The sequence below is a fragment of the Mesorhizobium sp. M0715 genome, from assembly GCF_040320355.1.
Classification (GTDB): Bacteria; Pseudomonadota; Alphaproteobacteria; order Rhizobiales; family Rhizobiaceae; genus Mesorhizobium.
Genome location: NZ_JAMYPL010000010.1, coordinates 109,121 through 132,493, shown reverse-complemented (window position 1 = coordinate 132,493; position 23,373 = coordinate 109,121). Strand labels below are relative to the sequence as shown.

The window sequence follows — 23,373 nt, the reverse complement described above, 5'->3', positions numbered from 1 at the left end:
TAATTCTTTGAGTATCGTATCGAAAAAACAGATAACTCTGCGGCGTGCTCTTTGGCGCTCAGGCCCAGTGAGCGACCGTGCGTTTCTCAAAGCTCTCACGGAACTGGGCGGTGGTTCTGGGGAGGAGTTCGCCAGTCTCCCAGTCGAGGATCACGGCATAGTGCCGAACCGCATCGAGCGTATCGATCTCGCCGGAGCGATATTTGCGCGCGACCTCCTCAGGATCCATGCGTGCCCAGTCCTTCCGTTTCGCCCGGATGTCGGCACGGCAGGCTTCGGTTGCCGTCCCGTCGATTTCGTACTGGCACAGGTCGCGGTCGATTTCGCGGATCACCACGCCGTAGTCAGTCTTGGCGCGCTCCAGGGAAACGTAGTCGTCGATCACGTCCTCCATCACCTTGCGGGGCTCGCGCTGCAGTGGATCGCCGAAACCGCCGCCGCCGGCCGTCGGACGAGCGAACTGGTCGCCTGTGTGGACGGAGTAATCGGAGAATACGGAGCCGAGCCAGATCTCGGTCTCTTCTCCGGCGCGCTTCATGGTCAAGCCGTGGGGCATCGACGGCAGGCCTCCTTCGACACCCCAGACGACAGCGCGCTCGCGGTCGCAAATATAGGACATGACGGCATTTTCAGCCTCAAGCAGCAACGAGGTCTTCTGCACGCCGACGCCGCCCCGCCATTTGCCGGGCCCGGCTGAATCCTGCTTGATCTGGAACTCGACCGTCCGAGTCGGATTCACCCGTTCGTTGCCTTCGTTCGGTTGCGACATCAACCCGGTTCCGAAGCAGGCGGTGGTGACATCGGCACCATCCTTGCCGTTGCGCCCGCCCCAACCGCCCGGCAGCCATTCGTAGAACATGAAGATCGGCTTTTCGGGTTTGCGCGCGTCCCGTCCCCCGGCCAGCAGATATTCGAGGTTGAAGGCGCAGGCGATAGCGCGTTCGGGCATGATCTTCGACCACATCTCGAAGATCGCGTTCATGATCTTTTCGAACGGCATCAGGAACCCGGTCACCGCCACCGGCCATTCCGCACTGACGATGCTGTTCTTTGGCGCAGTCACCTCGATCATCCGGTAAAATCCGCTGTTGAGCGGGAGGTCCGGAAAGAAGGTTTTCATGCCGGCGACCACGGCCGAGAAGGTCGCGCCCGGGGCGGAATTGTACATCGAGGCAATGGTCGAATGGCTTCCCGTAAAGTCGTAGTGGATCGTGTCGCCCTTGATCGTCATCTTGATGCGGATCGGGATCATGCCTTCGCCGGCACCGAGATCCCGGTCGATGTAGTCGACCGTCTCCCAAGTGCCGTCGGGCAGTTCCGCGAGACGCTTTCGCACGGCACGTTCGACGTAGTCCTGAACCTCCTCCATCCCGCGCATGACCTGGCCGCGTCCGTACTTCTTGACCAGCCGCAACAGTTCGCGCTCGGCGGCCTGCGTCGCCTGCGCCTGGGAATGGATGTCGCCAATGATCGACGCGGGATCGCGCGTGTTGGCCGCGATCATGTTGGCGACGTCGGAGCAGAAGCGGCCGCGCTGGAAAAGGCGCAACGGCGTGATCCGCAGGCCTTCGCGAAACATGTCGCGGGCGGTGACGTCGAAGGAACCCGGCACCGAGCCGCCGAGATCCGACCAGTGTCCGTTCGACTGGGAGAAGCCGATCAGTTTGTCTTCATCGAAGATCGGTCGGACGAGCCGAACATCGCTGAAATGCGTACCGCCGGCATAGGGATCGTTGATTGCGTAGACGTCACCGGGTGCCATATCGCCTTCGAAGACCCGGATCACCTCCTTGCATGTGTTGTGCAGTGTGCCGACATGGACCGCGATGTCGTAGTTGCCCTGGGCAACGGAGTTGCCATCGGCGTCGTGCAGGGCGTTCGAAAAGTCTCGGTTGTAGATGACGAAGGAATAGCAGGTGCGAAGCATCTGTTCGGCCATCTGGTCGACGGTGGTGATGAAGGAGTTTTTCAGCACCTCGAACGTTACCGGATCGAGGCCAGGGCTCGTTTCAATCAGCTTTGTCATGTCTCAGCCTTTCGTCACGATGAGAATGTTCAGGAAGTCGTCGACGGTGGCGCTCATTCCCGGCGGAACCACGGTGGTGGAATCGAACTGTTCGACGATGGCGGGTCCCGCAAAGGCAGCGCCGGCGCTGAGTTGGTCGCGTTCATAGACAGCCGCATCATGAGATACGCCGTCGAACCAGACGCCGCGGCGGCCGACCGGCTGTGGCTTGTGCGGCAAGACTTCATGCCGCGGCATCTCGGCTTTCGGTACGATGCCGATCGCCTTGACCGCGATGCGGAAGATCGACACCGGCGCCTCTTCGCGGCGGTAGTTGAACTCGCGTTCGTGCTCGTTGTGGAATGCCTCTATCAGCGAGCAGATGCTCTCGATCCGCGCCGGGGCTGACACCGCGAGCGAGCGCCACTGGCCCTGGTACATCATCTCGACCGTACGCTGCAGCGCCATGTCTTCGCGCGCCACGCCCTCATGGGTCAGACGCTCAACCGCCTGTTCTTCCATCAGAACAAAGGCCGTCTGCATCTCGGCGGGCGAGACCGTCGAAGCATCGGCCATGAAGCTTTCGGAGAAATCATGCTGCACGTCGACGAGAAGGCAACCGAGCGCGGAGGTGACGCCAGGATTGGGCGGCACGATCACGGTTGGAATCGAAAGCTCCTTCGCCACGGCCGCTCCGTGCAAAGCGCCTGCACCGCCGAATGCGACGAGCGCAAAGTCTCGTGGGTCATAGCCCCGGCTGATGGAGAGAAGCCGGACGGCATTGCCCATATTGGCGTTGGCGACAGCGATGATCGCCTCGGCCGCTTGGTGGAGTTCCATGCTGAAGGGTGTCGCCACAGTCTCCTGCACCGCCTGGGCGGCCAGAGCGGGGTCGAGCGTGATCTTGCCGCCCGCAAGGCTGGTGCCGAGACGACCGAGCACGACATTGGCGTCGGTGTTGGTGGCGGTGCGGTTGCCATTCTTGTAACAGGCAGGGCCCGGAAACGCGCCGGCGGACTGCGGTCCGTTGCGCAAGCTGCCGCCCTCGTCCTGCCATGCCAACGAACCGCCGCCCGCGCCGATGGTCAGCACCTCGATGGAGGGGAAGCGGATCGGATATCCGAATTCGATGTACCAGTCTTTTGTGATGCGCGACTCCCCGTTCCATGCGAGCGAGACGTCGGTGCTGGTGCCGCCCATGTCGAAGCCGATCGAGTTCTGGAAGCCACAGAGATTTCCGATGAAGCGGCTTGCGATCGCACCGGCGGCGATGCCCGATCCTGCGAGCCGGGCTGAGAAATCCCTGACGCTTGCGGGTGTCATGACCCCGCCACCGCTGTGCAGCAACAGGAGATCTCGCTTGTATCCGGCCGCGGCAAGCTTTTCTCCGAGACGCGACACGTAGTCGACGACGACCGGGGCGCAGACGGCGTTGGCCATGGTGGTGGAAAAACGCTCGTGCTCGAAGATTTCCGGCATCACCTCCGAGGAGATCGAAACCGGCAGATCCGGCATGGCCTCCTTCAGAATCTCACGCATGCGGCGCTCATTGGCGCCGTTGACATAGGAGTTCATGAAGCAGACGGCGATGGACTTGACCTGCCGTTTCACGAGAATTTCCGCGACGCGGTGAGCGGCCTCTTCGTCCAGTGCTTCCAGGATCGTGCCCTCGGCACTGACCCGTTCCCGGACCGTCAGCCGGTCGCGGCGCGGGATATAGGGCTTGGCGACATCCTTGTAGGTGTCCCAGAGGTCTTCCTTGTTGGCGCGGCGGATCTCGACAACATCACGGAAACCCTCGGTGCAGACCATTGCGGTGCGTGGCAGGCGGCGGGTGATCAGCGCATTGGTGGCGACCGTCGTACCATGAGAGAACAGCGTCACCTCCGAAAGATCGATGCGGCCCTGCTCCACGCCATTCATGATCGCCTGCATGGGATCGTCAGGCGTGGAGGCGGTCTTCTCGATGCGGATCGCGCCGCTATCTTCGTCCATGATGCAAATGTCGGTGAAAGTCCCTCCGACATCGACGGCAACTCTTATTCTGCTCATGACAGTTCCTTCGCGGGATATTTGCGGGCAAGGCCCGGCTTTCGCCGCCCTTGCCGGGGCGGCGTCGCAATAGATTATGGGAATTGGCCCGGATTTCGCCGGGTCTAGTGCCGCTCTCTTGAGGTCGAAGCGCGGCCTGCCCGGTTCGCTGCTTCGCGACGGGTATCAGTCGGTGCGCAACCGAACCGCGTCCGGTAGTGCTTGCAGAATTGAGACTGGTCGGCAAAGCCCCAGCGGTAAGCAATCTCGGCAACGCTGCTGATGTTGGTCACCGACATCAGTTCCTCGGAGCAAAGTTCAAGCCGGGCGTCGCGGATGAAGCCGTTGATCGACTGGTTGCTGTCCTGAAAAAGAACCTGCAGGTAACGCAGGGAAATCCCGCAGGCATCGGCCACCGCCTGCGGGCCGAGGCCGGAATTCTTCAGATTGTCGCGAATATACTGCTCGGCACGATGCAAATGGCCGGCCCGGATCGACGAGATGCTGCTGTCCAGCACGCGATCGTCGCTCACGATCGACAGGCACAGCATTTCCAGGATGTGCCTGCCCATCATCTCACGAGCGACTTCAGTGATCTCATCGACATGGCCGATCGTGGTTCGCACCGTGTCAAGGAAGAGCGCGGCGACGCCTTGGGTTGCGTCGAAACTGAGCGCACTGAGCCGTTCGGCAGACCCGATCCGCGCCCGAACGCTCGACGACGGCACCTTCAGGACCCACAGCGCGTTTGGCTTACCGTGCCAGAATTCGTAAGGCGCATCTCCCCTCTCAACGAGGAAGCCCCCCGGACCGCAATTGACGGTCCTCGACACTTGCGAGAAATTCACCTCCGACATCTCCGGGATGGTGATGAGCAGGCTGGCGTCACGTTCGTTGAGGAAGTGGCGGCGATGGCGGCGATAGCTTACGGCATCGCAGCGCATTTTAGACACGCTGACGAGCCCAAGCGAGAAGGTTTCCAGCGTGCCTGAAAATTCACGACGGTTCCGATACTCGGTGTCGAGCGGAAAATAGGCTTCGGTAACAGCGGCTTGCCAGGCATCACCGCCTGTGGGACCGCCGATCGTATCGACGACGTATTTCATTCCCCGACCTTTCTGGTTGGCCCCGGTTAGCCCGGTGTTTTTCTGAAGATTACAGGAATCCGCCGGCGCGTATTGGTCAAAAACGAATAAACTTATGTGGCCGTTTGGCCCAAGGGCCGGAGCTCGCGACGGTTTCAATTATCGTCACGGTCCTGGTGTGCAGTTGATCAAACCAGCCTTGGGCGCGCAAACCGCAAGCCAACTTGGAGCCATGCATTCTTCTCGCACACTCATTCAGGATAAGTTGGCCAGCGCCGGGATCGCCGCCATGTTCTGTGCCAGGCCGACGGTCACCGCCGCCTCGGCCAGTTCCTGCGCACCCTTCACCCCGAGGATCTTGAGCGCGATGTGGGCCAGCGGACGCGTCCGGTGGCGCCGCCAACCAGACCGAGCGCCATCGGCATCTCGATCGTCCCCCAAGAAACCCTGTTTCGCCAAAAATGGTGACGATCCGCTCGGCTCCTCGGTCGTTTTGGCCCATGAGCCCAACCCTTCCACGCGCCGAAGCAATGCTCCGGCCTAGTCGGCCGCCGGGATAATCCGCCAAATCTTGTTGCCCACATCATCCGCGATCAGCAATGCTCCAGTTCGGTCGATGGCGACGCCGACCGGACGGCCGAATGCCTTGTCATCGTTGCTCAGAAATCCGGTGAGCACGTCCTGTGGCGGCCCCGACGGCTTGCCGTCGGCAAACGGCACGAAGATCACCTTGTAGCCGCTTCGCGGCATGCGATTCCATGAACCATGCTGGCCGACAAAGGCGCCATTCTTCATGTGCGGGCCGAACAGGTCGGCGGTGTTGAAGGTGAGCCCAAGCGACCCGGTGTGCGCCCCGAGTGCGTAGTCGGGCACGATCGCCTTGCCGACGAGGTCCGGACGCGGTGGCTGCGCCCTGACATCGATGTGTTGGCCGAAATAGCTGTGGGGCCAGCCGAAGAAGGCGCCATCCCTGACCGATGTCATGTAGTCGGGAACGAGGTCGCTGCCGATCTCGTCCCGCTCGTTGACGACCGCCCAGAGTTCGCCGCTTTCAGGGTTCCAGGAGAGGCCGTTCGGGTTGCGCAGACCCGACGCAAAGAGCCGCGCCTGCCGCGTCGCGAGGTCGATTTCGTGCACGGCGGCGCGGCCTTCTTCCTCCTCCATGCCGTTTTCGCCGACATTGGAGTTGGAGCCCACGGTGGCATAGAGCTTCATCCCGTCCGGACTGGCAATGACGTCCTTGGTCCAATGGTGATTGCGGCCGGCCGGAAGGTCGACGATCTTCTCGGACGGAGCAGTGATCTCGGTGGTGCCATCGCGATAGGGGAAAGCGACGACCGCGTCGGCATTGGCGACATAGAGCTTGCCGTCGAGCAGCGTCATGCCGAAGGGCGAGAAGAGGCTGCTGAGGAGGGCTGTCCTGGTCTCAGCCACGCCATCGCCGTTCTCGTCGCGTAACAGCGAGATACGGTTGGCGCTCCGCACCTCGGCGCCAGCCCGGCTCTGGAACAGGTTCATGAACCAGCCACGTATGGAAAAACCTTCGTCAGGTTTTGGCGGCGCGTTGCTTTCGGCGACCAGCACGTTGCCATTGGGCAGCACGTGCAGCCAGCGCGGATGGTCGAGGCCGCCAGCGAATTCGTTGACGGCGAAGCCTTGGGCGGCGACCGGCATCTTGCCTTGGGGCCAAGGGGTCGCCTCGGCAACGTGGACCGTGGGTATCCAGGTCGGATTGGGTTCGGCGAGCGTCGGGTTTGGACCGTAGGTCTGCTCGATCGGAACGGTGGCCTGTTCGCGCGAGAAGAAGAACAAGCTCGCCCCCGCGATTACGACGAAGGCGACAATGACGAGTAAAACGCCGAGAATTTTTCGCATCAGATATTCCCGAAGATTGGGACAGTGACGTAACGCCATCAGGGCGTTCCGGTTGCGGCGGCACGCGACATTTGCGCGAAATAGGCGGCCAGTGCGGCAATATCTTCGTCCGAGAGGTTTTTAGCAGCGTTGCGCATCAGATGGGCGAAGCGCGTGCCGCCGCGCTTTTCCTCGCGGAAAAGCTCGAGCTGGGTCGCAATGTATTTGGCGGGCTGTCCGGACAGTTCCGGATAGATGGGGTTGCGGTCCGGACGACCGTGGCAACCCAGGCATGCCGGAACGTCGCGCTCCGGGATGCCGCGTCGCGCGATCTCATCGGCACGCGCGATCCGGGCACGGTCCGGTTGCGTCGACGTTGCAGGCGCAGGCAGCGCGGAAAAATGCCGCGCGAGATCGGCGAGGAGTGCAGGGTCGACAGCGGTGACAGAAATTCCCATGACACCGCTCTGGCGGTGGCCGGCAGCGTAGGCTCTCAAACTTTCAAGAAGATAGGTTTCGCGCTGAGAGGCCAAGACGGGCGTTGCGGGGCTCCGGCCGAGCCCATCCGTGCCGTGGCAGCGGGTACAATCGGCGAGTGCGCGCTCGAGGCCTTGTGTTTGGCCAGTCGACGGTTCGCTACTGCCATAAGCAAGGTCGCGCCACCGCGCCTCGTCCATCATCGGCAGTTCGCGCAGGAAGGCGACCATCGCCCAGACTTCATCGTCGCGCTGCTGCGTCGGCCAGGCCGGCATGCCGGTGAAGCGCACGCCGTGCTGGACGATGCGGAAGAGTTCGGCGTCCGTCCATTCGCCGACCTTACCGACAAGGTCCGGCGGCTGCGGCAGCATCGCAAGGACGGCGGGCGAGCGCGGTTCACCGGGCGCGCCGTGGCAGATGGCGCAGCCGCGGGCGAAATGGCCGGCAGCCGGCTGAATAGCATAGCGCGGCAGCTCGTCCGGCACCTTGACCGTGAGTGCGTATGTCCGTACGGCCGAGCGCATGGCGAAGTGCAGGAACCACTCGGTCACCTTCCAGTGGCCGGTCGAGGCGCCAACGTTGAAGAATCCGATCCAGGTCGCGAAAAGCACGGCGGCCGGCAAAATCGCCAAGCCTATCGCCAAGTGTTTCCAGTTGACGTGCATCAGCCGGCCAGCCTCTCGGTTTTGCCGCCTAGGAGCCTGGCAAGGAGGAAGACACCTCCAGCGAGGTAAGCGGCAGCGCCGATCATCAACATGATGATGCCGCCGAGCGCCTGGTCCTGTCCCGCCCCGAGCACGAGGCCGAAGCACGTCACATCGCCGAGGCCATAGAGCGGTCGCGAGGCGAGCGAGAGCAGCGCGCCAAGCAACGTCATGTGGATGGAGGTCAGGAGCAACGCGAAGGCGCCGGCAGCGTCCCTAGCCGGCGCATCGGAATTGCGCGGCGCCACGCACGTCAGCCACAGGAACAGCCCGGCGCCAAGGAAGGACACCTGCTCGATCATGGTGGCGATGGTCGATGTCTCGGCCCACTGGCGCGCAGCCGGCGCATGCCAGCCCCAGACGACAATCAGTTCGACGAGAGAGGCGATAAGGGGAGCGGCGGTGGCCACGGAGCGTATCGTCCTGGCAATACCGATTGCGATCAGCGGCGCCGCGATCGCGACGACGCCCATGTGGGCAAGCATGTGGGCCGCGAACGAGCCACGCCACGCATCGAGCAGCGGTCCCGCCCAGACCAGCGCGAGGGTGACGAAGCCCAGCAACAGGCTTGCCGTCCTCATGAAGAGCATCCGTCGATGAAGAGCAGCGGCAGCGCCACGTAGAGCACGGCGACGAAGCTCAGGCCGCAAAGCAGTAGCGTGGCAAACCCCTGGAAGAGGTTGCGGTCCGTCGCTGTGGGATCGTCGTGCGGCGGATCGTTCGTGCCGAAGCCCCACTGCCTCCAGGCGAGCCACCCGGACAAGACGATCATCACGAGTGCCGCCAGCGTCATAGCCACTATGCCAGCCTGGACGACAGCGAAACCGAGGTCACCGCGCTTTGCACACCAGATTGCGGCCAGTGCGTAACAGGCGAGGAAATGTCCGGCCCAGATCACGGGCGCGGTGAAGAGCGTCCAGAGCGTTTCGACCTCTTTGGGAATGATGCGCATCACCGTCTCACATCGCTTCCGGGAAAAGACCGATGACGGCGAAGGTGATGACAGCGGTGATCGCCATAAAATGCCAGTAGAGCGCGACGTTGTGCAGTTCCATGTCGTGCTCCCGCGTCAGACGACCGGCGAGGCTGCGCGCAAGGCAATAGAGCTGCATGACGGATCCAACCGCGGCATGAGCAAGCGCCCAGATGACGAGAATCCAGACGATCGCCGGATAGACATGCGCGGTCGGCTGCATGTCATGCTGCCAGGGTCCGGCAAAACCGGCTGCAGAGGCAGCAAGCGTCAGCAGAAACGCGGCAACAAGCGCAACGCGTGCGCCGTCGATCCACCCGCTTGCGTTCAGTCGGCGCGCACCAAGCATCGCGACCCATGCGGCGACGAAGAGAGACAGCGCGATCATCGGCCACCGCATACCGGGACCCGGCTGCCCCAGAGTGAAGTCGGGATGGATGGTCCAGTAGAAGAAATAGCCGAAGATGAGGCTGGCGAAGGCAGTTCCGTCGCCAACCATTGTAATGAACATCGCCCACCAGCCAACAGAATCCGGACCGGAGGCATAGAGCGGCAAGCGCAGTCCAAGGCCGACATCCTTGGTCTTCTTTTCCGGGGTTTCGCCGGTGCCGGTCCAGAGCCACCACAAAATGGCAGAGAGCGTGCCGATGCCCGACAATAGGGCGAGGATCCAGAGTTCGAAGGTGAGCGCGACGAAAACGCCGCCGAGCAATGCGGCCGAGATTATTGTGATCGTGGTTGATGTCGCCACGCGCTGGCACTGCAGCGGATGGGCGTCGAGCACCGAGGTGATGAGCGTCTCGCGGCGATTCTCCTTGGCACTGCGAAGATAATAGGCGCCCTCATTGACCTTTTGCATCAGATCCGCCTGGTCCCAAAGCGGATACCGGCTCTCGATGATCGGAATGGATCGAACGCCCCAGTTCTCCTCGGGCTCGTTCAGCCATTCGAGCGTGCCCGCCTTCCACGGATTCTGCTCGCTGCGGGGTTCGCGATGCTTCGGCCGTACAACATCGAAGACAACCACCAGCACCCCTGCCGCGAAAACATAGGCGCCGATCGTGGAGATGAGATTCAGCCAGTCCCAACCGATCCCCTCGGGGTAGGTGAAGACGCGGCGCGGCATCCCGCGCAGGCCGCTGAGATGCATCGGAAAGAAGGCGACGTTGAAGCCGGCAAACATCAGCCAGAAGGCGGTGCGCCCGAGACGGGACGAGAGCATCCGCGCATTGATCAGCGGATAGTAATAGTAAACGCCGGCGACCAGCGGGAACAGCATTCCACCGATCAGCACGTAATGCAGATGTGCGACGATAAAATAGGTATCGTGCGCCTGCCAGTCGAACGGCACGAGCGCGACCATCACGCCGGTCAGCCCGCCGATGACGAAGATAGCGAGCCCGCCGGCGCCAAACAGCATCGGCACCGAGAAGATGACACGTCCGGCCAGCATGGTGGCGATGAAGACGAAGATCTGCACGCCGGTTGGAATCGCGACCGCTTCCGAGGCGGCCGAGAAGAATGCCAGCGAAATCTGCGGCAGGCCGGTCGCGAACATGTGGTGGACCCAGAGGCCGAACGATAGGAAGCCGGTGCCGACAGCGGCAAGCACGATCCAGGAATAGCCGACGATCGGACGTTGCGAAAAGGTTGGCACGATCATCGCCATCAGCGCGATGGCGGGCAAGAAGATGATGTAGACCTCGGGGTGCCCGAAGATCCAGAACAGGTGTTGCCACAGCAGTGGGTCGCCGCCCCGCGTCGGGTCGAAGAACGGCCAGTCGAACATGCGCTGCATCTCAAACAGGATGTCGCCGGCGATCAGCGGCGGAAAAGCGAATAGGATCATGCCCGCGACGATCAGCAGGTACCAGGCGAACAGTGGCATTAGGTTGATGCGCATGCCCGGCGCGCGGCACTTCATGATGCCGACGATCAGTTCGACCGCCGCAGCAATGGAGGCGACTTCGATAAAGGAGAGGCCCAGCAGCCAGATGTCGGCACCAATGCCGGAATATGCCTTGTCAGTGGCAAGAGGCGGATACATGAACCAGCCTGAAGAGGGAGCGGCGTCGAAGAAGATCGAACCGCAAACGAAGACACCGCCGATCAGAAAGCTCCAGAAGCCGAAGGCTCCGAGACGGGGAAATGGCAGTTCACGCGCACCGAGCATCGGCGGCAGCAGAAAGATCGCGACAGCCTCGAAGATGGGCACGGCAAACAGGAACATCATCACGGTGCCGTGCAGCGTAAAGGCCTGGTTATAGAAGTCGGCAGAGAGGAAATTGTTTCCCGGAACCGCGAGCTGCGTGCGCACAAGAAGCGCCAGAACGCCGCCAAACAGCATGAAGGCAAAGGCCGCACCCCCGTACCAGAGGCCAACCTGCGTATTGTTGACCGAAGTCCAGTAACGCCAGCCGATCGGCGTCTTCCAGACGAGGCGCAGCTGTTCTTCCTCGATCTTCTCTGCGGAGGGCAAGGCGTTTCGCTTGATGCGGGCTTTGAGGGTTGTCATTCGAGTCCCTTCAGCCAGGAGGCGATTTCGGCGATGTCCTGTTGGGGCAACATGTTGAAGTCGGGCATCTTCGAACCCGGCTTGATCAAATGCGGATGGGCGATGAAGCTACGAACGGCCTCATCGTCGGTGGGCAAAACGCCGGCACCAATCGTTCCCCGCGAACCCATATGCGAGAGATCCGGGCCGACACCACCCTCAGCTTGTGTGCCCGCAACGCGGTGGCACGCGCCGCAGCCGTTGCGAAGGAATATGTCGCGTCCGGGCAAGGATGCGCCGGGCGAAGGGTTCGCCCGCACAGACAGCCATTCCCGGAAGGCAGCGGGCTGCATGGCGACGGCCGTGAAGGTCATCAGCGCGTGCGAGGTCCCGCAATATTCCGCGCAAGGGCCGCGGTAGGTGCCAGGTTTGGTCGCCAGCAACGAGAGCCGATTCACGCGACCCGGGATCATGTCCATCTTGCCACCGAGCGCGGGAATCCAGAAGGAATGGATGACATCGGTGCTTTTCAGCAAGAACTCGACGCGCTCGCCAACCGGCAGCCTGATCTCGTTGGCGGAAAGAATAGGAACTCCGCCGTCAGCCAGGTGGTAGGCGACCCGCCACCAGAATTGCTCACCAGTCACTTCGATCCTGAGACCATTGGCTTCGCCGGCTCGTGCGAAAGGTCTCAGTCCAGGCATCAACCAAAGCGCATAGCCTAGCAAGAGAAAGAGGAGTAGCGAAGGAATGGCTGCCCCGCCCCAGAAAATCAGCCGGCTTGCAATACGCTCGTCTATGGGAGTGCGCTCATGACGTGTCGCGTGGACCAGAAGACCGATGACCGTCAGCCAGATAAAACCGCCAGCAATGGCCATGAGCCAGAAAAGGTCAGCGATCTGGCGCGCTTCCTCTCCGGCCGGATCAAGCGCCGACTGGGCTCCCGAGCAGCTGGAACAGGTTCCCAAGCATAACCACAGCGCGAGCCAGCGCACCGCAGCGAGTTTCGTAATCCGGGCGCTTGTGCTTGGAACTGTTGACGAATCTATCCCTCCAATCGATGCCCTTGCTCACAAACGCGCCCGCAACCGAGTGGTTGCGCCAAAACTTCAGTTTAGCGGCAATGGCCAGTGCTCATGCAATCTACGCGCCGGTTTCGTCATTTGTCGCGCTGGTAGGCGATTTCTTGCACTTTGCGGCGTTCGACGGCGTGCCCAAGCCGTCTCGAAAAGTGCCGTCTCCGCTCCAACCTGCGAGCAGGCGACTGAGCATTGGTGCGGGTGAAAACGTGGGCGCGCACCGAAGAGTTGTCGCCGGGCCGCCCGTCGATCTCGAACACCTCGATCAGGAACCCGCACCTCCGGCGCGGTTGCAACGCCAGTCCTGTAAATGTCCGCAACGCCAAGGGGGCGGCTCAGCCATCCTCCCTGGCGACCAGTAGAAAAGGTTCGCGCTCCGGCGTCGTCACCGAAAAGCCCGAAGGGCCCACCGCGCTGAAAAAGCGATGGAACATGTCGATGAAGACACGCACGAAGAGTGGCTTTGCCGAACCGTACATGTCGGCGACGATCAGCGTCGGTGGCGGCAGTTCATCGAGGATTGGTCTTCGAACGATCTCCTCGCCATCGGCGGTGGCGCGACCGATCGGCCGCATGTTGAGGACGGCCATGCCGAAGCCGGATGCGACGGCCGAGCGCACCGTTTCATAAGAGCGCGTGCGAAAGCGCACCTCCGGCCGTTTCGCCAGCACGTCGAACAGGGTCAGGAGATAGGTCGCCGTGTGCGGCAGGTCGAGCAGCACCAGCGGCCGTGCCGCCAGTTCCGCCAGCCAGATGCCGTCGCGCGCGGCAAGGGGATCGTCCGCATTGAGCACGGCATGCGCCGGTACCTTGCAGATGCGGGTGACGCTGTCGATACCGATTGGACCGATGTCGTAGAGAATGGCCAGATCGATCTGGCCGGCGACAAGCCGTTCCTGCAACTGGACCTGGTCGGCCTCGACAAGGTCGATCTCGACATCGCCGACGTTGTCGAGGTAGCTGCGCAGCATCTCCGGCATGAACAGCGCGCCGAACGGCTCGAAGCAGCCGATGCGCAGGACCTTCGGCACGCGCCCGTTGAGGTCTCCGATCGACCGGTTGAACTCCGTTTCCGCCGCCAGCATGATGCGGGCGGCGGCGACGAAGCGTTGGCCGGCCGGCGTGATGGAGACGCCGCGCGCCGGCCGCCTGTCGAAAATGCGCGCCCCCATCCCGGCCTCGGCCAGAGTGATCGCCGCGAGGATGGAGGATTGCGAGATGTAGAGCGATCTGGAGGCCGCCAGCACGCTGCCAAGGCGGGCGACTTCGCAGACATAGCGCAACTGCCGAATGGTCAGATTCATGGCTCTTTGTTACATTAAATAGCGAATATTCCCCACAACAATACATTTTATGGTGATGAAAAAAACCGCCAGATTGCCCGGGCTGACAAGGCTGCCGTAAGAGCGGCCATGAAGTGAGGGGTTCGAACTGCATGCCGAATGGGCTGTCTCCCATTGCCGACGCCGATGTTCTGTGCCGCCTGGCTGCTTCGGAGCTTAGCGCCGCCTACCGCGCTGGATCGCTGTCGCCCGTCGAGGTGACGCTGGCGGCGCTGGATCGCGCCGAAGCGATCAATCCGCTTTTCAACGCTTTCACCATGATCGACCGCAAGGGTGCGATCGAGGCCGCAGGTGCTTCCGAGAAACGCTGGCGGGCAGGCGAGCCGCTGTCGGCGGCCGACGGCATACCGACGACGCTGAAGGACATCGTCTGGGTCGAGGGCTGGAGCGTGCGTTACGGCAGCAGGACGACGACTTCCGCCGCCTATGACAAGGATGCCCCCGCCGTTGCCCTGCTGCGCAGAGCGGGTGCGGTCTTCATCGGGCAGACGACGACGCCCGAATTCGGCTGGAAGGCGATTACCGACAGCGGCCTCTGCGGCATCACGCGCAATCCCTGGAATGCGCAAAAGACTCCCGGCGGTTCCTCCGGCGGAGCGGCGGTGGCCGCCGCCACCGGCGCCGGCGTCTTCCATCTCGGCACCGATGGCGGCGGCTCGATCCGCATTCCGGCCTCGTTCACCGGCATCGCCGGATTGAAGCCGACCTTCGGCCGCGTGCCCGCCTATCCGTCCAGCGCGTTCGGAACCGTCGCCCATATCGGACCGATGGCGCGGACAGCACTCGATCTTTCCGTCATGGCCGGCGCCATGTCCGGCCGCGATATCAGCGACTGGCAGCAAGGCGTGGGAACGCTGGCGCCGCTTGGCCGGATCGAAGAAGTTTTGCGGGGCGCCCGGATCGGCTACTGGTCGAAGCCGCCTTCAGGAGCGCTGGATTCCGGGATCGCCGCCGTCGTCTCCCACGCCTTGACGTGTTTCGACGCCTTCGGCGCGACGGTCGAGCCGATTGATCTTCCCGGTGGCGATCTCCTCGATCTGTTCCAGCATCACTGGTTCACCGGCGCCGCGGCGCGACTGGCGCTGGTTCCGCCGAGCGAACGGGCGGGCATCGATCCGGGCTTCCTGGAGATCGCACAGGCTGGGGCAGCGTTCGACGTCCATACGCTCGTCGCCGCACAGTTGGAGCGCGCCGAATTCGGCGCCGCCATGGACCGGCTGCTAGACGACTATGATTTCATCGTTTCGCCGGGGACATCGATTCCAGCCTTCGACGTTGGCCTTGAAGTGCCTCTGGGCAGCGGCCTCTCGCGATGGATCGAATGGGCGGCGTTCAGCTACCCGATCAATCTCAGCCAGCAACCGGCCTGCGTCATCCCTTGCGGCATGACCGAGGCGGGCCTGCCCGTCGGCTTCCAGATCATCGGCGCGCGCGGCGACGATGCCCGCGTGCTTTCGGCGGCAGTCGACCTGGAAGCCGCTTTCGTGCCCATGACCCACGCGTTTCGCCAGAAAGATCTGGTGTGAAAGATTTCGCATGAAGAAAAGACTCTAACCAACGCCAAAAGGGGAACTTTGCCATGATGAACAGACGTGCAATGCTGCAGGGCGTGGTCGGCGCGGGTGCGGCCGGTGCCGCGCTTCTTGCCGATATGAACACTGCGGCGATCGCCCAGGACACCAAGCCCATTCCGGTCGGCTCGGCCCTGCCGATGTCCGGCATCGCCGCCGCCGACGGCATCGAGTTCAAGAACGGTCTCGAACTTGCCGCCGAGGAGATCAATGCGGCGGGCGGCATTCTCGGCCGGCCTGTCGAGATCCACATCGAAGACACCAAGGAAATGGGCGCCGACCTCGTCAGCCAGTCGATGCAGCGCCTGATCGACCGCTTCGAGGCGCCGGTCATCATCAATGGCTACAATCTCGGCACCAACATGATCGAGATGGACGTCGCCGCCGACAACGACGTCATCATGATGCACTACAACACGCTGATTTCGCACAATGAGAAGTTCAAGACCGACCCTGCCCGCTATTACAGCTCCTTCCAGGGCGATCCGCCGGAGTTCTGGTATGGACCGGGCTGCCTGAACTTCCTCAAGACGCTTGCCGCGGACGGCAAATGGAAGGCGCCCAACAAGAAGATCGCCATCATCCCGTCTGCCAACGAATATTCGATCGTCATCGCCAACGCGATCCGCGACAAGGCCGCCGAATACGGCTTCGAGGTTAGTCTGTTCGAGACCGTTCCGTTCCCGACCAACCAGTGGGGACCGACGCTGGCGAAACTCCGCCAGGACCCGCCGGCGGCGATCCTGGTCACGCACTTCCTGCCGCAGGACCTGGCGCAGTTCATGGTCCAATTCCTCGCCGAGCCGATCAACAGCCTGATCTACATGCAGTACGGACCATCGCTGCCGGCTTTCCGCGAGATCGGCGGCGAGGCGGTCAACGGCGTCGTCTATTCGACGGTGATCGGCTGCCTGCCGGACGACTTCTCCAAGCCGTTCCGCGAGAGCTACCGGGCCAAATTCGGTCCGAACTCGGCCTACATCACGGGATCGCAGACCTATGACGGCCTGTGGATGTGGGCGCTTGCCGCGGCAATCGCCGGTGGTCCAGGCGAACCGATGGACAAGGCGCAGACCACCAAGGTGGCCAATGCGATGAAGCGCCTGGTCTATCGCGGGGTCAACGGCACCTACCGGGCCGATCCGGCCGGCCAATCGGCCTTCTGCTATCCGACGCAGGTGGCCGATCCGTCGCTTGGCATGCCGCACCAGTTCCTGCAGCATCAGGATTACAAAACCGATCCGAAGCTGATCGCGCCGGCGCTCTATGCCACGGACAGCTTCATCCTGCCGCCATGGATCAAGTGACCGGACGCGGAAATGAAACCAACGACACCGGCCGGGCCCTTTGCCCGACCGGCTCCATTGGGTGAGAAATATGACTGAGGCCGCCGGTCCGATGCTGGTTTGTGACAGTGTGGTCAAACGGTTCGGCTCGCTGGCCGCCGTCGACGGCGTGTCGATGGTGGTCAATGCGGGCGAGATCGTTGGCATTGGTGGGCCGAACGGCGCCGGCAAGACGACCTTCTTCGACGTGGTGACAGGGATCACGCCGGCCAGTGGCGGCCGGGTGCATTTCGGCGACACCGACATTTCGGCGCTTCCGGCCGACCGCATCTGCCAACTCGGCATCGCCCGCACTTTCCAGCTCAATGCCGCCTTCGACAGCTTGACCGTTCGCGAAAACATCGAGATCGCCGCCTATTTCGGCCGGCAGCGGCGAAGGCTGGCCGGCTTCCGCCTCGGCGAGGATGTCCGGCAGGCAACGATCGAAGCGCTGGACTTCGTCGGGCTTGCGGCCAAGGCCGACGAGACCGTGGCGCGGCTGCCGGTGCTCGACCGCAAGCTGCTGATGATTGCCGGCGCCATCGCCACCCGGCCGAAAATGCTCTTCCTCGACGAGCCGGTGGGCGGGCTCAACGTCGCCGAGATCGACCAGATCATGGCGATGGTGCTGAAACTGCGCGACCAGGGACTGACGATCGTCCTGATCGAGCACGTCATGCGCTTTCTCCTGGCGCTCTCCAGCCGCGTGATCATCATGCACCATGGCAAGGTGATATTCGAAGGCCGGCCGGACAAGGTCGCCGAGGACCAGACCGTTGTCGAAACCTATCTCGGCCAGGGCACGCAGAAACGGCTGAAGAAATTCTTCGATGAGCAAGCCGCCATGACGAATCCGGCGGTGGGGGGAACGCCATGACGGGCGCAGCCGCAAAACCACCTGTCCTGCAACTCGACGGCATCGTCTGCGGCTATGACGGACTCGACGTGCTCAAGGGCATTTCGCTGACCGTTCACGCCGGTGAATTCATCACCGTCGTCGGCCCGAACGGCCATGGCAAGTCGACATTGCTCAAGACCATTTCCGGCCTGGTGCCGCTGCGCGGCGGTCAGATCAGCATCGACGGCCGGCGCCTGTCCGGCAAGCCGCATGAGACGGCGATGCTGGGCGTCGCCCACGTGCCGCAGGGCGATATGCTGTTCGCGCAGATGAGCGTGCTCGAAAACCTTTTGATGGGCGGCTATCTCGCGCCGGACAAGGCCGAGATCACGCGTCGGCTGGACGAGGTCTACGCGCTTCTGCCGAAGCTTGCCGACCGTCGCAACCAGATCGCCTCGAGCCTGTCGGGCGGCGAACGGCGCATGGTCGGCATAGGCCGCGGCCTGATGATGGGCGGGCGCATCCTTTTGATCGACGAGCCGTCGCTTGGCCTCGCGCCACTGATCATCGATCAGGTCTACGACGTCATTTCGCAACTGAGCAAGGCTGGGCGCACGATCCTGCTGGTGGAGGAGAACCCGGCCCGGGTCGAGGACCTCGCCGACCGCCTGCATCTGCTCGACGACGGCGCCATCGTCTGGTCAGGCAAGCCCGCCGAACTGATGGCGCGCGACGAACTCCTCGCAACCTACCTCGGAGGCTGACGCCATGACCGACGTTCTCATGGCCATTCTCGTCGCCGGCTTCACCTCGGGCGCGCTCTATGCGCTGGCGACGGTCGGGCTGTCGCTGGTCTGGGGTTCGATGGGCATGCTCAACATGGCCCATGCGGCGATGCTGACGCTTGGCGGCTACGTCGCCTTCACGGTGATCACCTCGCTCGGCCTGCCGGTCGCGATCGGTTTCGCCGGTGCCATCGTCGCGGGTGCTTTGGCCGGCGCCATCCTCTATTTCGCGATCGTTCGCAATCTCCTGCAGAATGACAAATCGACATTCGAAGCCAACGTCATGATCGCCACGGTCGGCATCGGCATCGCCCTCGAGAATGCCATCCTCCTGACCTATGGCGGGCAGCCGCTGAAGCAGCCGGTTTCGATCGCCGGTGCCTTACGCCTGGGACCGCTGACGCTGCCCTGGCAGAACCTTCTGATCATCGCGGTGGTGGTCGTGATGATGGTGGTCGTCTCGGCGGCGCTCGGCCGCACGCGGATGGGCCGTGCGATCCGGGCGACGGCGCAGAACCGCGACGCGGCGCAGCTCATGGGCGTCGCCGTCAACCGCGTCTACCTGCAGGTGCTGATGCTGTCGGGCGCGCTCGCCGGCATCTGCGGCGTCATGGTCTCGTCGATGACGCAATTGTCGCCGCCACTCGGCAACGACCCGATGCTGAAGGCCTTCATCATGTGCGTGGTCGCCGGTCTCGGCAATCTGCCGGGCGCCATCGCAGCAGCACTTGGGCTGGCGTTGCTCGAATCCTTCGTTCAGTACGCCTTGGGCGCCAGGTGGGGCTTTCCATCGCTGCTGTTCGTCGTCATTGCCGTGCTGATCTGGCGGCCGTCCGGCCTTTTCGGCCACGCCGAAATCCGGCGCATGTGAGGGGCATCATGACAGAGACACGCCCCATGTCCCGTTCCTCCATGTCTCGCTCGGCCAGGACTGATCTTGCCATCAGCCTGATGCTGATCGCGGCGGCGATCGCGCTGCCGTTCCTGGTCGACAGCCGCTACATCCTTGGCCAGATCGTGCTGGCGCTGTTCTATGCGACGATCGCCTCGCAGTGGAACCTCCTGTTCGGCTTCTCGGGCATCTTCTCGCTGGCGCAAATGGCGATCTTTGCGTTCGGCGGCTATGCGACGGCGATGCTCTGCTTCTATTTCGGCTGGAACGTCTGGGCAGCACTTGTGCCGGGCGCGCTGGGCTCCGTGCTGTTCTCGCTGGTCGTCGGCCTCGCCTGCCTTCGCCTGACCGGCGTCTATGTGGCGCTGCTGACGCTGGCGATCGCCCAGACGATGTATCTGCTGATCGTCACCGACACCGAATGTTTCGTCATGGTCGGCTCCGTCTGCCGCCAGTTCACCGGCGGCGCCGTCGGCTTTGCCCGCTTCGGCGACCTCGGCACCAGGGCCTTGCTCCGGGCGCAGTGGCTGGTCGGCAATTACGCCATCATCGCGGTGCTGTTCGCGCTCACCATGGTCTTCACCTACGCGATCGTCAAAAGCCCTATCGGCCTTGCCTTCCGGGCGCTGAAGGACAATCCGGGCTATGCGGTGGCCCGCGGCGTCAACCGCTTCCAGGCGCAGCTTCTGGTGTTCGGCATCTCCGCCTTCTTCACCGGGCTGGCCGGCGGTTTCTATGCCGCGCATTTCCAGGCGATCGGCCCCGGTGTGCTGTCGATGTCGCAACTTATGTTCATCATCGCCATCGTCGTGGTCGGCGGCGTCGGCACGTTCTGGGGACCGCTGGTCGGGACGGTGGTGCTGGTGCTGGCTGACGAATTGATGCGAGAGAGCGGCGAGTTCCGCACGCTCGGGCTCGGCCTGATCATCGCCCTGTCGGTGGTGTTGATGCCCAAGGGGCTGGTCGGCCGTTTTGGTGATCTCATCGACTGGCTCGGGCGCCGTCGCGCCAGCCCCGACAGCCCCGACAGCAAGCCGGCAGCAAGCAGCATTGTGCAAAGCCCGACCCCGGCCGGAAAGTGAGAGACTGACGATGTTCGATACGATCATAGTGGGCGCCGGCTCGGCCGGCTGCGTGCTGGCAAACCGGCTCAGCGCCGATCCTGCCCGCAAGGTGCTGCTGCTCGAGGCCGGGCGCGAGGCGCCGCTCGCCTCGGACGTGCCGTCGGACTGGCCGACCATGTTCAACACGCAAGTCGACTGGAGCTACTACACCGAGCCGCAGGCCGGCTGCCGCGGCAGGCGGGTGTTCTGGCCGCGCGGCAAGATGATCGGCGGCTCCGGCGCGCTGAACGCCATGATCTATATTCGCGGCCTGCCGTCCGACTATGATGGCTGGGCGGCGATGGGCTGCCCCGGCTGGGCGTGGGCTGACGTGCTGCCGGTGTTCAAGGCCAGTGAAAGCAATGCCGAACTCGGCAACGACCCGCTGCACGGCGCCGACGGGCCGCTCCATATCGGCAATGTCGGACATGTCGATCCCAACGAGCTTGCCTGGATCGAGGCCTGCAAGGCCGCAGGCTACAAGCAGAACCGCGATTTCAACGGCGTCGAGCAGGAAGGCGTCGGCCTGTTCCAGTTCACCATCAAGAATGGCGAACGCTGGGGCACCGGCAAGGCCTATCTGCGCCCGGCGCGGGAACGACCCAACCTGACCGTGAAAACCGGTGTGCTGGCGACGGGCCTGATCGTCGAGAAGGGCCGGGTCAAGGGCATCCGCTATCTCGTCAATGGCGAACCTGAGACCGCTTTCGCCGACAGCGAGGTGGTGCTGTCCTCGGGCTCGATCGGCAGTTGCCAGCTGATGCTGCTTTCGGGCATCGGGCCGGCCGACGAACTCGCCCAGGTCGGCGTTGCTCCCGTGCACGACCTCCCGGGCGTGGGCAAGGATCTGCAGGACCACATCAACATTCCGATCACCTTCTATACCAAGGACAAGATCGGCGTCGGCGCCTGGACCGACGAGACGCTGCAGCGCGACTTCGCGGAATGGCAGACATCGCGCAGCGGTCCGCGTTCCTCACCCTGGGTGGCGGCGGGCGGCTTCGTCAAGAGCCGGCCCGATATCGAGCCGGACCTGCAGCTTTACGGCGCCATCAGCCCGCATCGCGACTATGTTCGGTTCCTTTCGTCCAGGCCCGGCATCACGCTGCACACCACGTTGCAGCGGCCAGACAGCCGCGGCGAGATTCGCCTGCGCTCGGCCAATCCAATCGAATATCCGGCGATCGACCCACGTTACTTCATCAGCGACGAGGATGGCTCGGACATCGCCACGCTGGTCGAAGGCATCCGCATCAGCCGGCGCATCGCGGCGCAGTCGCCGCTTGCCGAAATGCTCGTCGGCGAAATCACGCCGAGCGCCGAATGCGAGAGCGACGCCGAGATCGCCGACTATATACGCGGCCACTGCACGACGCTCTATCACCCGACCAGCACCTGCCGCATGGGTTCAGATGCGATGGCCGTCGTCGATCCCACGTCGATGAAGGTTCATGGGCTGGACGGGCTTTGCATCGCCGATGCCTCGGTCTTTCCGAAAATGGTGTCGGGCAACACCAACGCGCCGACGATCATGATCGCCGAACGCGCCGCGTCAATGATCCTGGCGGGCTAGGAAACAAAACATGACGACAGGCTGGAATTTCCACGAACTCTATCTCTGGCACGAGACCGGCAATGCCGCGCAGTTCTTTCAGCCGAGCCTGACCATCGAGCCCGGCGAGCATGCGGAGAATGCCGACACGAAACGCAGATTCCGCAATCTGATGGAGGTTTCGGGCCTGACCGAAAAATTGTCCAAGATCGCCTCCGTCGCGGTGAGCGAGGACGACCTCGCCCTGTTTCACGACCGCGACTACATCAGCCGTATCAAGCTGCTCAGTGACGGGCGCGGCGGCGATGCGAGCTATCTCACCCCCTTCGGCCATGGCAGCTACGAAATCGCCTGTCTGGCCGCCGGCGGCACGGCAGCGGTGATGGATGCGGTGTTGAGCGGCGATGTCGACAATGGCTATGCGCTGGTACGACCGCCCGGCCATCATGCCGAGCGCGGGCAAGGCATGGGCTTTTGCCTGTTCGGCAACGTTCCGGTCGCTATCCTGAAGAACCGGGCCAAACATGGCTTCGAGCGGGTCGCCAGCGTCGACTGGGATGTTCATCACGGCAACGGCACCCAGTCCGCCTTCTATTCGGACCCGTCGGTGCTGACCATCTCGATCCATCAGGACGGGCTTTATCCGGATGACAGCGGTCTTCACAAGGAACGCGGCGAGGGCAAGGGAGAAGGCTACAACATCAATGTACCGCTGCCGGCCGGCTGCGGCCACGGCGCTTACATGTCCGTCTTCGAACGCGTCGTGCTACCGGCGCTCAATCGCTACAAGCCTGATCTCATCGTCGTGCCGTCGGGCTTCGACGCCTCGGCGGCCGATCCGCTGGGGCGCATGATGCTGCATAGCGGCAGCTACCGCGACATGACGCGGATGTTGATGCAGGCGGCGGACGACCTCTGCGGCGGGCGCCTGATGATGTCGCATGAGGGCGGCTATTCGGCCTCCTACGTTCCCTATTGCGGCCTGGCGGTGATGGAGCAGCTGTCCGGCATCAGGACGCATATCGACGACCCGTTCCTGCCTGTCTTCGAAAGCTATGCCGGCCAACCCTTGCAGCCACATCAGGCGGCCGCTGTTTCCAGGGCGGAGGAACTTTTGGGCGGCATCGCCTAGAATTCTGATTGCGGTCAGCCAATGAGGCGATCTCAAGACACACCGGCGCCCAATCTCACAAATGCGGGCTTGCGCTGACGGTAGGACGTGCGGCTGATGCAGCGTCGATAGTGAATGAGATAAACCGCAA

The 23,373-nt window shown here is 63.1% G+C and carries 19 protein-coding genes; 8 read left to right on the top strand and 11 right to left on the bottom strand.

Going from position 1 to position 23,373, the window contains the following annotated elements; all coding sequences use genetic code 11:
- Nucleotides 1-58: 58 nt before the first annotated feature.
- The 11 genes from NKI21_RS15025 to NKI21_RS14975 all read right to left on the bottom strand — a co-directional run bounded on the left by NKI21_RS15025 (nucleotide 59) and on the right by NKI21_RS14975 (nucleotide 14,006).
- Nucleotides 59-2,026: a hydantoinase B/oxoprolinase family protein gene (locus tag NKI21_RS15025; protein WP_352610065.1), complete on the bottom strand. Its 1,968-nt coding sequence runs from the start codon at nucleotides 2,024-2,026 to the stop codon at nucleotides 59-61.
- Between the two features lie 3 nt (nucleotides 2,027-2,029).
- Nucleotides 2,030-4,057, bottom strand: coding sequence for a hydantoinase/oxoprolinase family protein (locus NKI21_RS15020; RefSeq protein ID WP_352610064.1), 2,028 nt, complete (start codon nucleotides 4,055-4,057; stop codon nucleotides 2,030-2,032).
- Between the two features lie 104 nt (nucleotides 4,058-4,161).
- Nucleotides 4,162-5,142: an AraC-like ligand-binding domain-containing protein gene (locus tag NKI21_RS15015; protein ID WP_352866149.1), complete on the bottom strand. Its 981-nt coding sequence runs from the start codon at nucleotides 5,140-5,142 to the stop codon at nucleotides 4,162-4,164.
- A 234-nt stretch (nucleotides 5,143-5,376) separates the two neighbouring features.
- A complete protein-coding gene (locus NKI21_RS15010) occupies nucleotides 5,377-5,562 on the bottom strand; it encodes a hydroxymethylglutaryl-coenzyme A reductase family protein (protein ID WP_352866145.1) in 186 nt (61 codons plus the stop codon).
- A 99-nt stretch (nucleotides 5,563-5,661) separates the two neighbouring features.
- Nucleotides 5,662-6,996, bottom strand: a complete 1,335-nt coding sequence (locus tag NKI21_RS15005; RefSeq protein ID WP_352866142.1) for a PQQ-dependent sugar dehydrogenase — start codon at nucleotides 6,994-6,996, stop codon at nucleotides 5,662-5,664.
- A gap of 38 nt (nucleotides 6,997-7,034) precedes the next feature.
- Nucleotides 7,035-8,075, bottom strand: a complete 1,041-nt coding sequence (locus NKI21_RS15000) for a c-type cytochrome (RefSeq protein ID WP_352866139.1) — start codon at nucleotides 8,073-8,075, stop codon at nucleotides 7,035-7,037.
- Nucleotides 8,076-8,116: 41 nt separating this feature from the next.
- Nucleotides 8,117-8,737, bottom strand: coding sequence for a cytochrome c oxidase assembly protein (locus NKI21_RS14995; RefSeq protein WP_245486037.1), 621 nt, complete (start codon nucleotides 8,735-8,737; stop codon nucleotides 8,117-8,119).
- On the bottom strand, nucleotides 8,734-9,108 hold the full coding sequence (locus NKI21_RS14990) for a hypothetical protein (RefSeq protein WP_352866136.1): 375 nt from the start codon (nucleotides 9,106-9,108) through the stop codon (nucleotides 8,734-8,736). Before NKI21_RS14990 ends, NKI21_RS14995 begins: the two co-directional genes overlap by 4 nt.
- A 7-nt stretch (nucleotides 9,109-9,115) precedes the next feature.
- On the bottom strand, nucleotides 9,116-11,644 hold the full coding sequence (gene ctaD / locus NKI21_RS14985) for a cytochrome c oxidase subunit I (RefSeq protein ID WP_352866133.1): 2,529 nt from the start codon (nucleotides 11,642-11,644) through the stop codon (nucleotides 9,116-9,118).
- A complete protein-coding gene (gene coxB / locus NKI21_RS14980) occupies nucleotides 11,641-12,618 on the bottom strand; it encodes a cytochrome c oxidase subunit II (protein WP_352866130.1) in 978 nt (325 codons plus the stop codon). The genes ctaD and coxB overlap by 4 nt, the downstream gene beginning before the upstream one ends.
- 419 nt (nucleotides 12,619-13,037) lie before the next feature.
- The gene (locus NKI21_RS14975) at nucleotides 13,038-14,006 is read right to left on the bottom strand and encodes a LysR family transcriptional regulator (protein ID WP_128302557.1); all 969 of its coding nucleotides are present in this window, start codon (nucleotides 14,004-14,006) and stop codon (nucleotides 13,038-13,040) included.
- 131 nt (nucleotides 14,007-14,137) lie between these two features.
- On the opposite strand from NKI21_RS14975, the gene NKI21_RS14970 reads away from it, so the two are divergent.
- The 8 genes from NKI21_RS14970 (at nucleotide 14,138) to NKI21_RS14935 (ending at nucleotide 23,243) form a co-directional block, all read left to right on the top strand.
- On the top strand, nucleotides 14,138-15,571 hold the full coding sequence (locus tag NKI21_RS14970) for an amidase (protein ID WP_352866128.1): 1,434 nt from the start codon (nucleotides 14,138-14,140) through the stop codon (nucleotides 15,569-15,571).
- 53 nt (nucleotides 15,572-15,624) lie between these two features.
- Nucleotides 15,625-16,923, top strand: coding sequence for an ABC transporter substrate-binding protein (locus NKI21_RS14965; RefSeq protein WP_031212361.1), 1,299 nt, complete (start codon nucleotides 15,625-15,627; stop codon nucleotides 16,921-16,923).
- Between the two features lie 70 nt (nucleotides 16,924-16,993).
- Nucleotides 16,994-17,818 (top strand): ABC transporter ATP-binding protein, encoded by an 825-nt coding sequence (locus tag NKI21_RS14960; RefSeq protein WP_031212363.1) that lies wholly within the window; start codon nucleotides 16,994-16,996, stop codon nucleotides 17,816-17,818.
- Entirely contained in the window at nucleotides 17,815-18,543 is a 729-nt protein-coding gene (locus tag NKI21_RS14955) for an ABC transporter ATP-binding protein (RefSeq protein WP_023809004.1), read from the top strand. The genes NKI21_RS14960 and NKI21_RS14955 overlap by 4 nt, the downstream gene beginning before the upstream one ends.
- 4 nt (nucleotides 18,544-18,547) lie before the next feature.
- Nucleotides 18,548-19,435: a branched-chain amino acid ABC transporter permease gene (locus NKI21_RS14950; RefSeq protein ID WP_023809005.1), complete on the top strand. Its 888-nt coding sequence runs from the start codon at nucleotides 18,548-18,550 to the stop codon at nucleotides 19,433-19,435.
- 26 nt (nucleotides 19,436-19,461) lie between these two features.
- The gene (locus NKI21_RS14945; protein ID WP_023809006.1) at nucleotides 19,462-20,538 is read left to right on the top strand and encodes a branched-chain amino acid ABC transporter permease; all 1,077 of its coding nucleotides are present in this window, start codon (nucleotides 19,462-19,464) and stop codon (nucleotides 20,536-20,538) included.
- A 10-nt stretch (nucleotides 20,539-20,548) separates the two neighbouring features.
- Complete coding sequence (locus NKI21_RS14940; protein ID WP_352722993.1) at nucleotides 20,549-22,132, top strand: GMC family oxidoreductase; 1,584 nt, start codon at nucleotides 20,549-20,551, stop codon at nucleotides 22,130-22,132.
- A gap of 10 nt (nucleotides 22,133-22,142) precedes the next feature.
- Entirely contained in the window at nucleotides 22,143-23,243 is a 1,101-nt protein-coding gene (locus NKI21_RS14935) for a histone deacetylase-like amidohydrolase (protein WP_128302563.1), read from the top strand.
- The last annotated feature ends 130 nt before the right edge of the window (nucleotides 23,244-23,373 follow it).

Coding starts and splice junctions, on each gene's coding strand:
- NKI21_RS14965 (WP_031212361.1), top strand. CDS start 15,625: ATGATGAACAGACGTGCAATGCTGCAGGGCGTGGTCGGCGCGGGTGCG.
- NKI21_RS15020 (WP_352610064.1), bottom strand. CDS start 4,057: ATGAGCAGAATAAGAGTTGCCGTCGATGTCGGAGGGACTTTCACCGAC.
- NKI21_RS14945 (WP_023809006.1), top strand. CDS start 19,462: ATGTCCCGTTCCTCCATGTCTCGCTCGGCCAGGACTGATCTTGCCATC.
- NKI21_RS14990 (WP_352866136.1), bottom strand. CDS start 9,108: ATGCGCATCATTCCCAAAGAGGTCGAAACGCTCTGGACGCTCTTCACC.
- NKI21_RS15015 (WP_352866149.1), bottom strand. CDS start 5,142: ATGAAATACGTCGTCGATACGATCGGCGGTCCCACAGGCGGTGATGCC.
- ctaD (WP_352866133.1), bottom strand. CDS start 11,644: ATGACAACCCTCAAAGCCCGCATCAAGCGAAACGCCTTGCCCTCCGCA.
- NKI21_RS14960 (WP_031212363.1), top strand. CDS start 16,994: ATGACTGAGGCCGCCGGTCCGATGCTGGTTTGTGACAGTGTGGTCAAA.
- NKI21_RS14975 (WP_128302557.1), bottom strand. CDS start 14,006: ATGAATCTGACCATTCGGCAGTTGCGCTATGTCTGCGAAGTCGCCCGC.
- NKI21_RS15005 (WP_352866142.1), bottom strand. CDS start 6,996: ATGCGAAAAATTCTCGGCGTTTTACTCGTCATTGTCGCCTTCGTCGTA.
- NKI21_RS14950 (WP_023809005.1), top strand. CDS start 18,548: ATGACCGACGTTCTCATGGCCATTCTCGTCGCCGGCTTCACCTCGGGC.
- NKI21_RS14935 (WP_128302563.1), top strand. CDS start 22,143: ATGACGACAGGCTGGAATTTCCACGAACTCTATCTCTGGCACGAGACC.
- NKI21_RS14955 (WP_023809004.1), top strand. CDS start 17,815: ATGACGGGCGCAGCCGCAAAACCACCTGTCCTGCAACTCGACGGCATC.
- NKI21_RS14940 (WP_352722993.1), top strand. CDS start 20,549: ATGTTCGATACGATCATAGTGGGCGCCGGCTCGGCCGGCTGCGTGCTG.
- NKI21_RS14995 (WP_245486037.1), bottom strand. CDS start 8,737: ATGAGGACGGCAAGCCTGTTGCTGGGCTTCGTCACCCTCGCGCTGGTC.
- NKI21_RS15025 (WP_352610065.1), bottom strand. CDS start 2,026: ATGACAAAGCTGATTGAAACGAGCCCTGGCCTCGATCCGGTAACGTTC.
- NKI21_RS14970 (WP_352866128.1), top strand. CDS start 14,138: ATGCCGAATGGGCTGTCTCCCATTGCCGACGCCGATGTTCTGTGCCGC.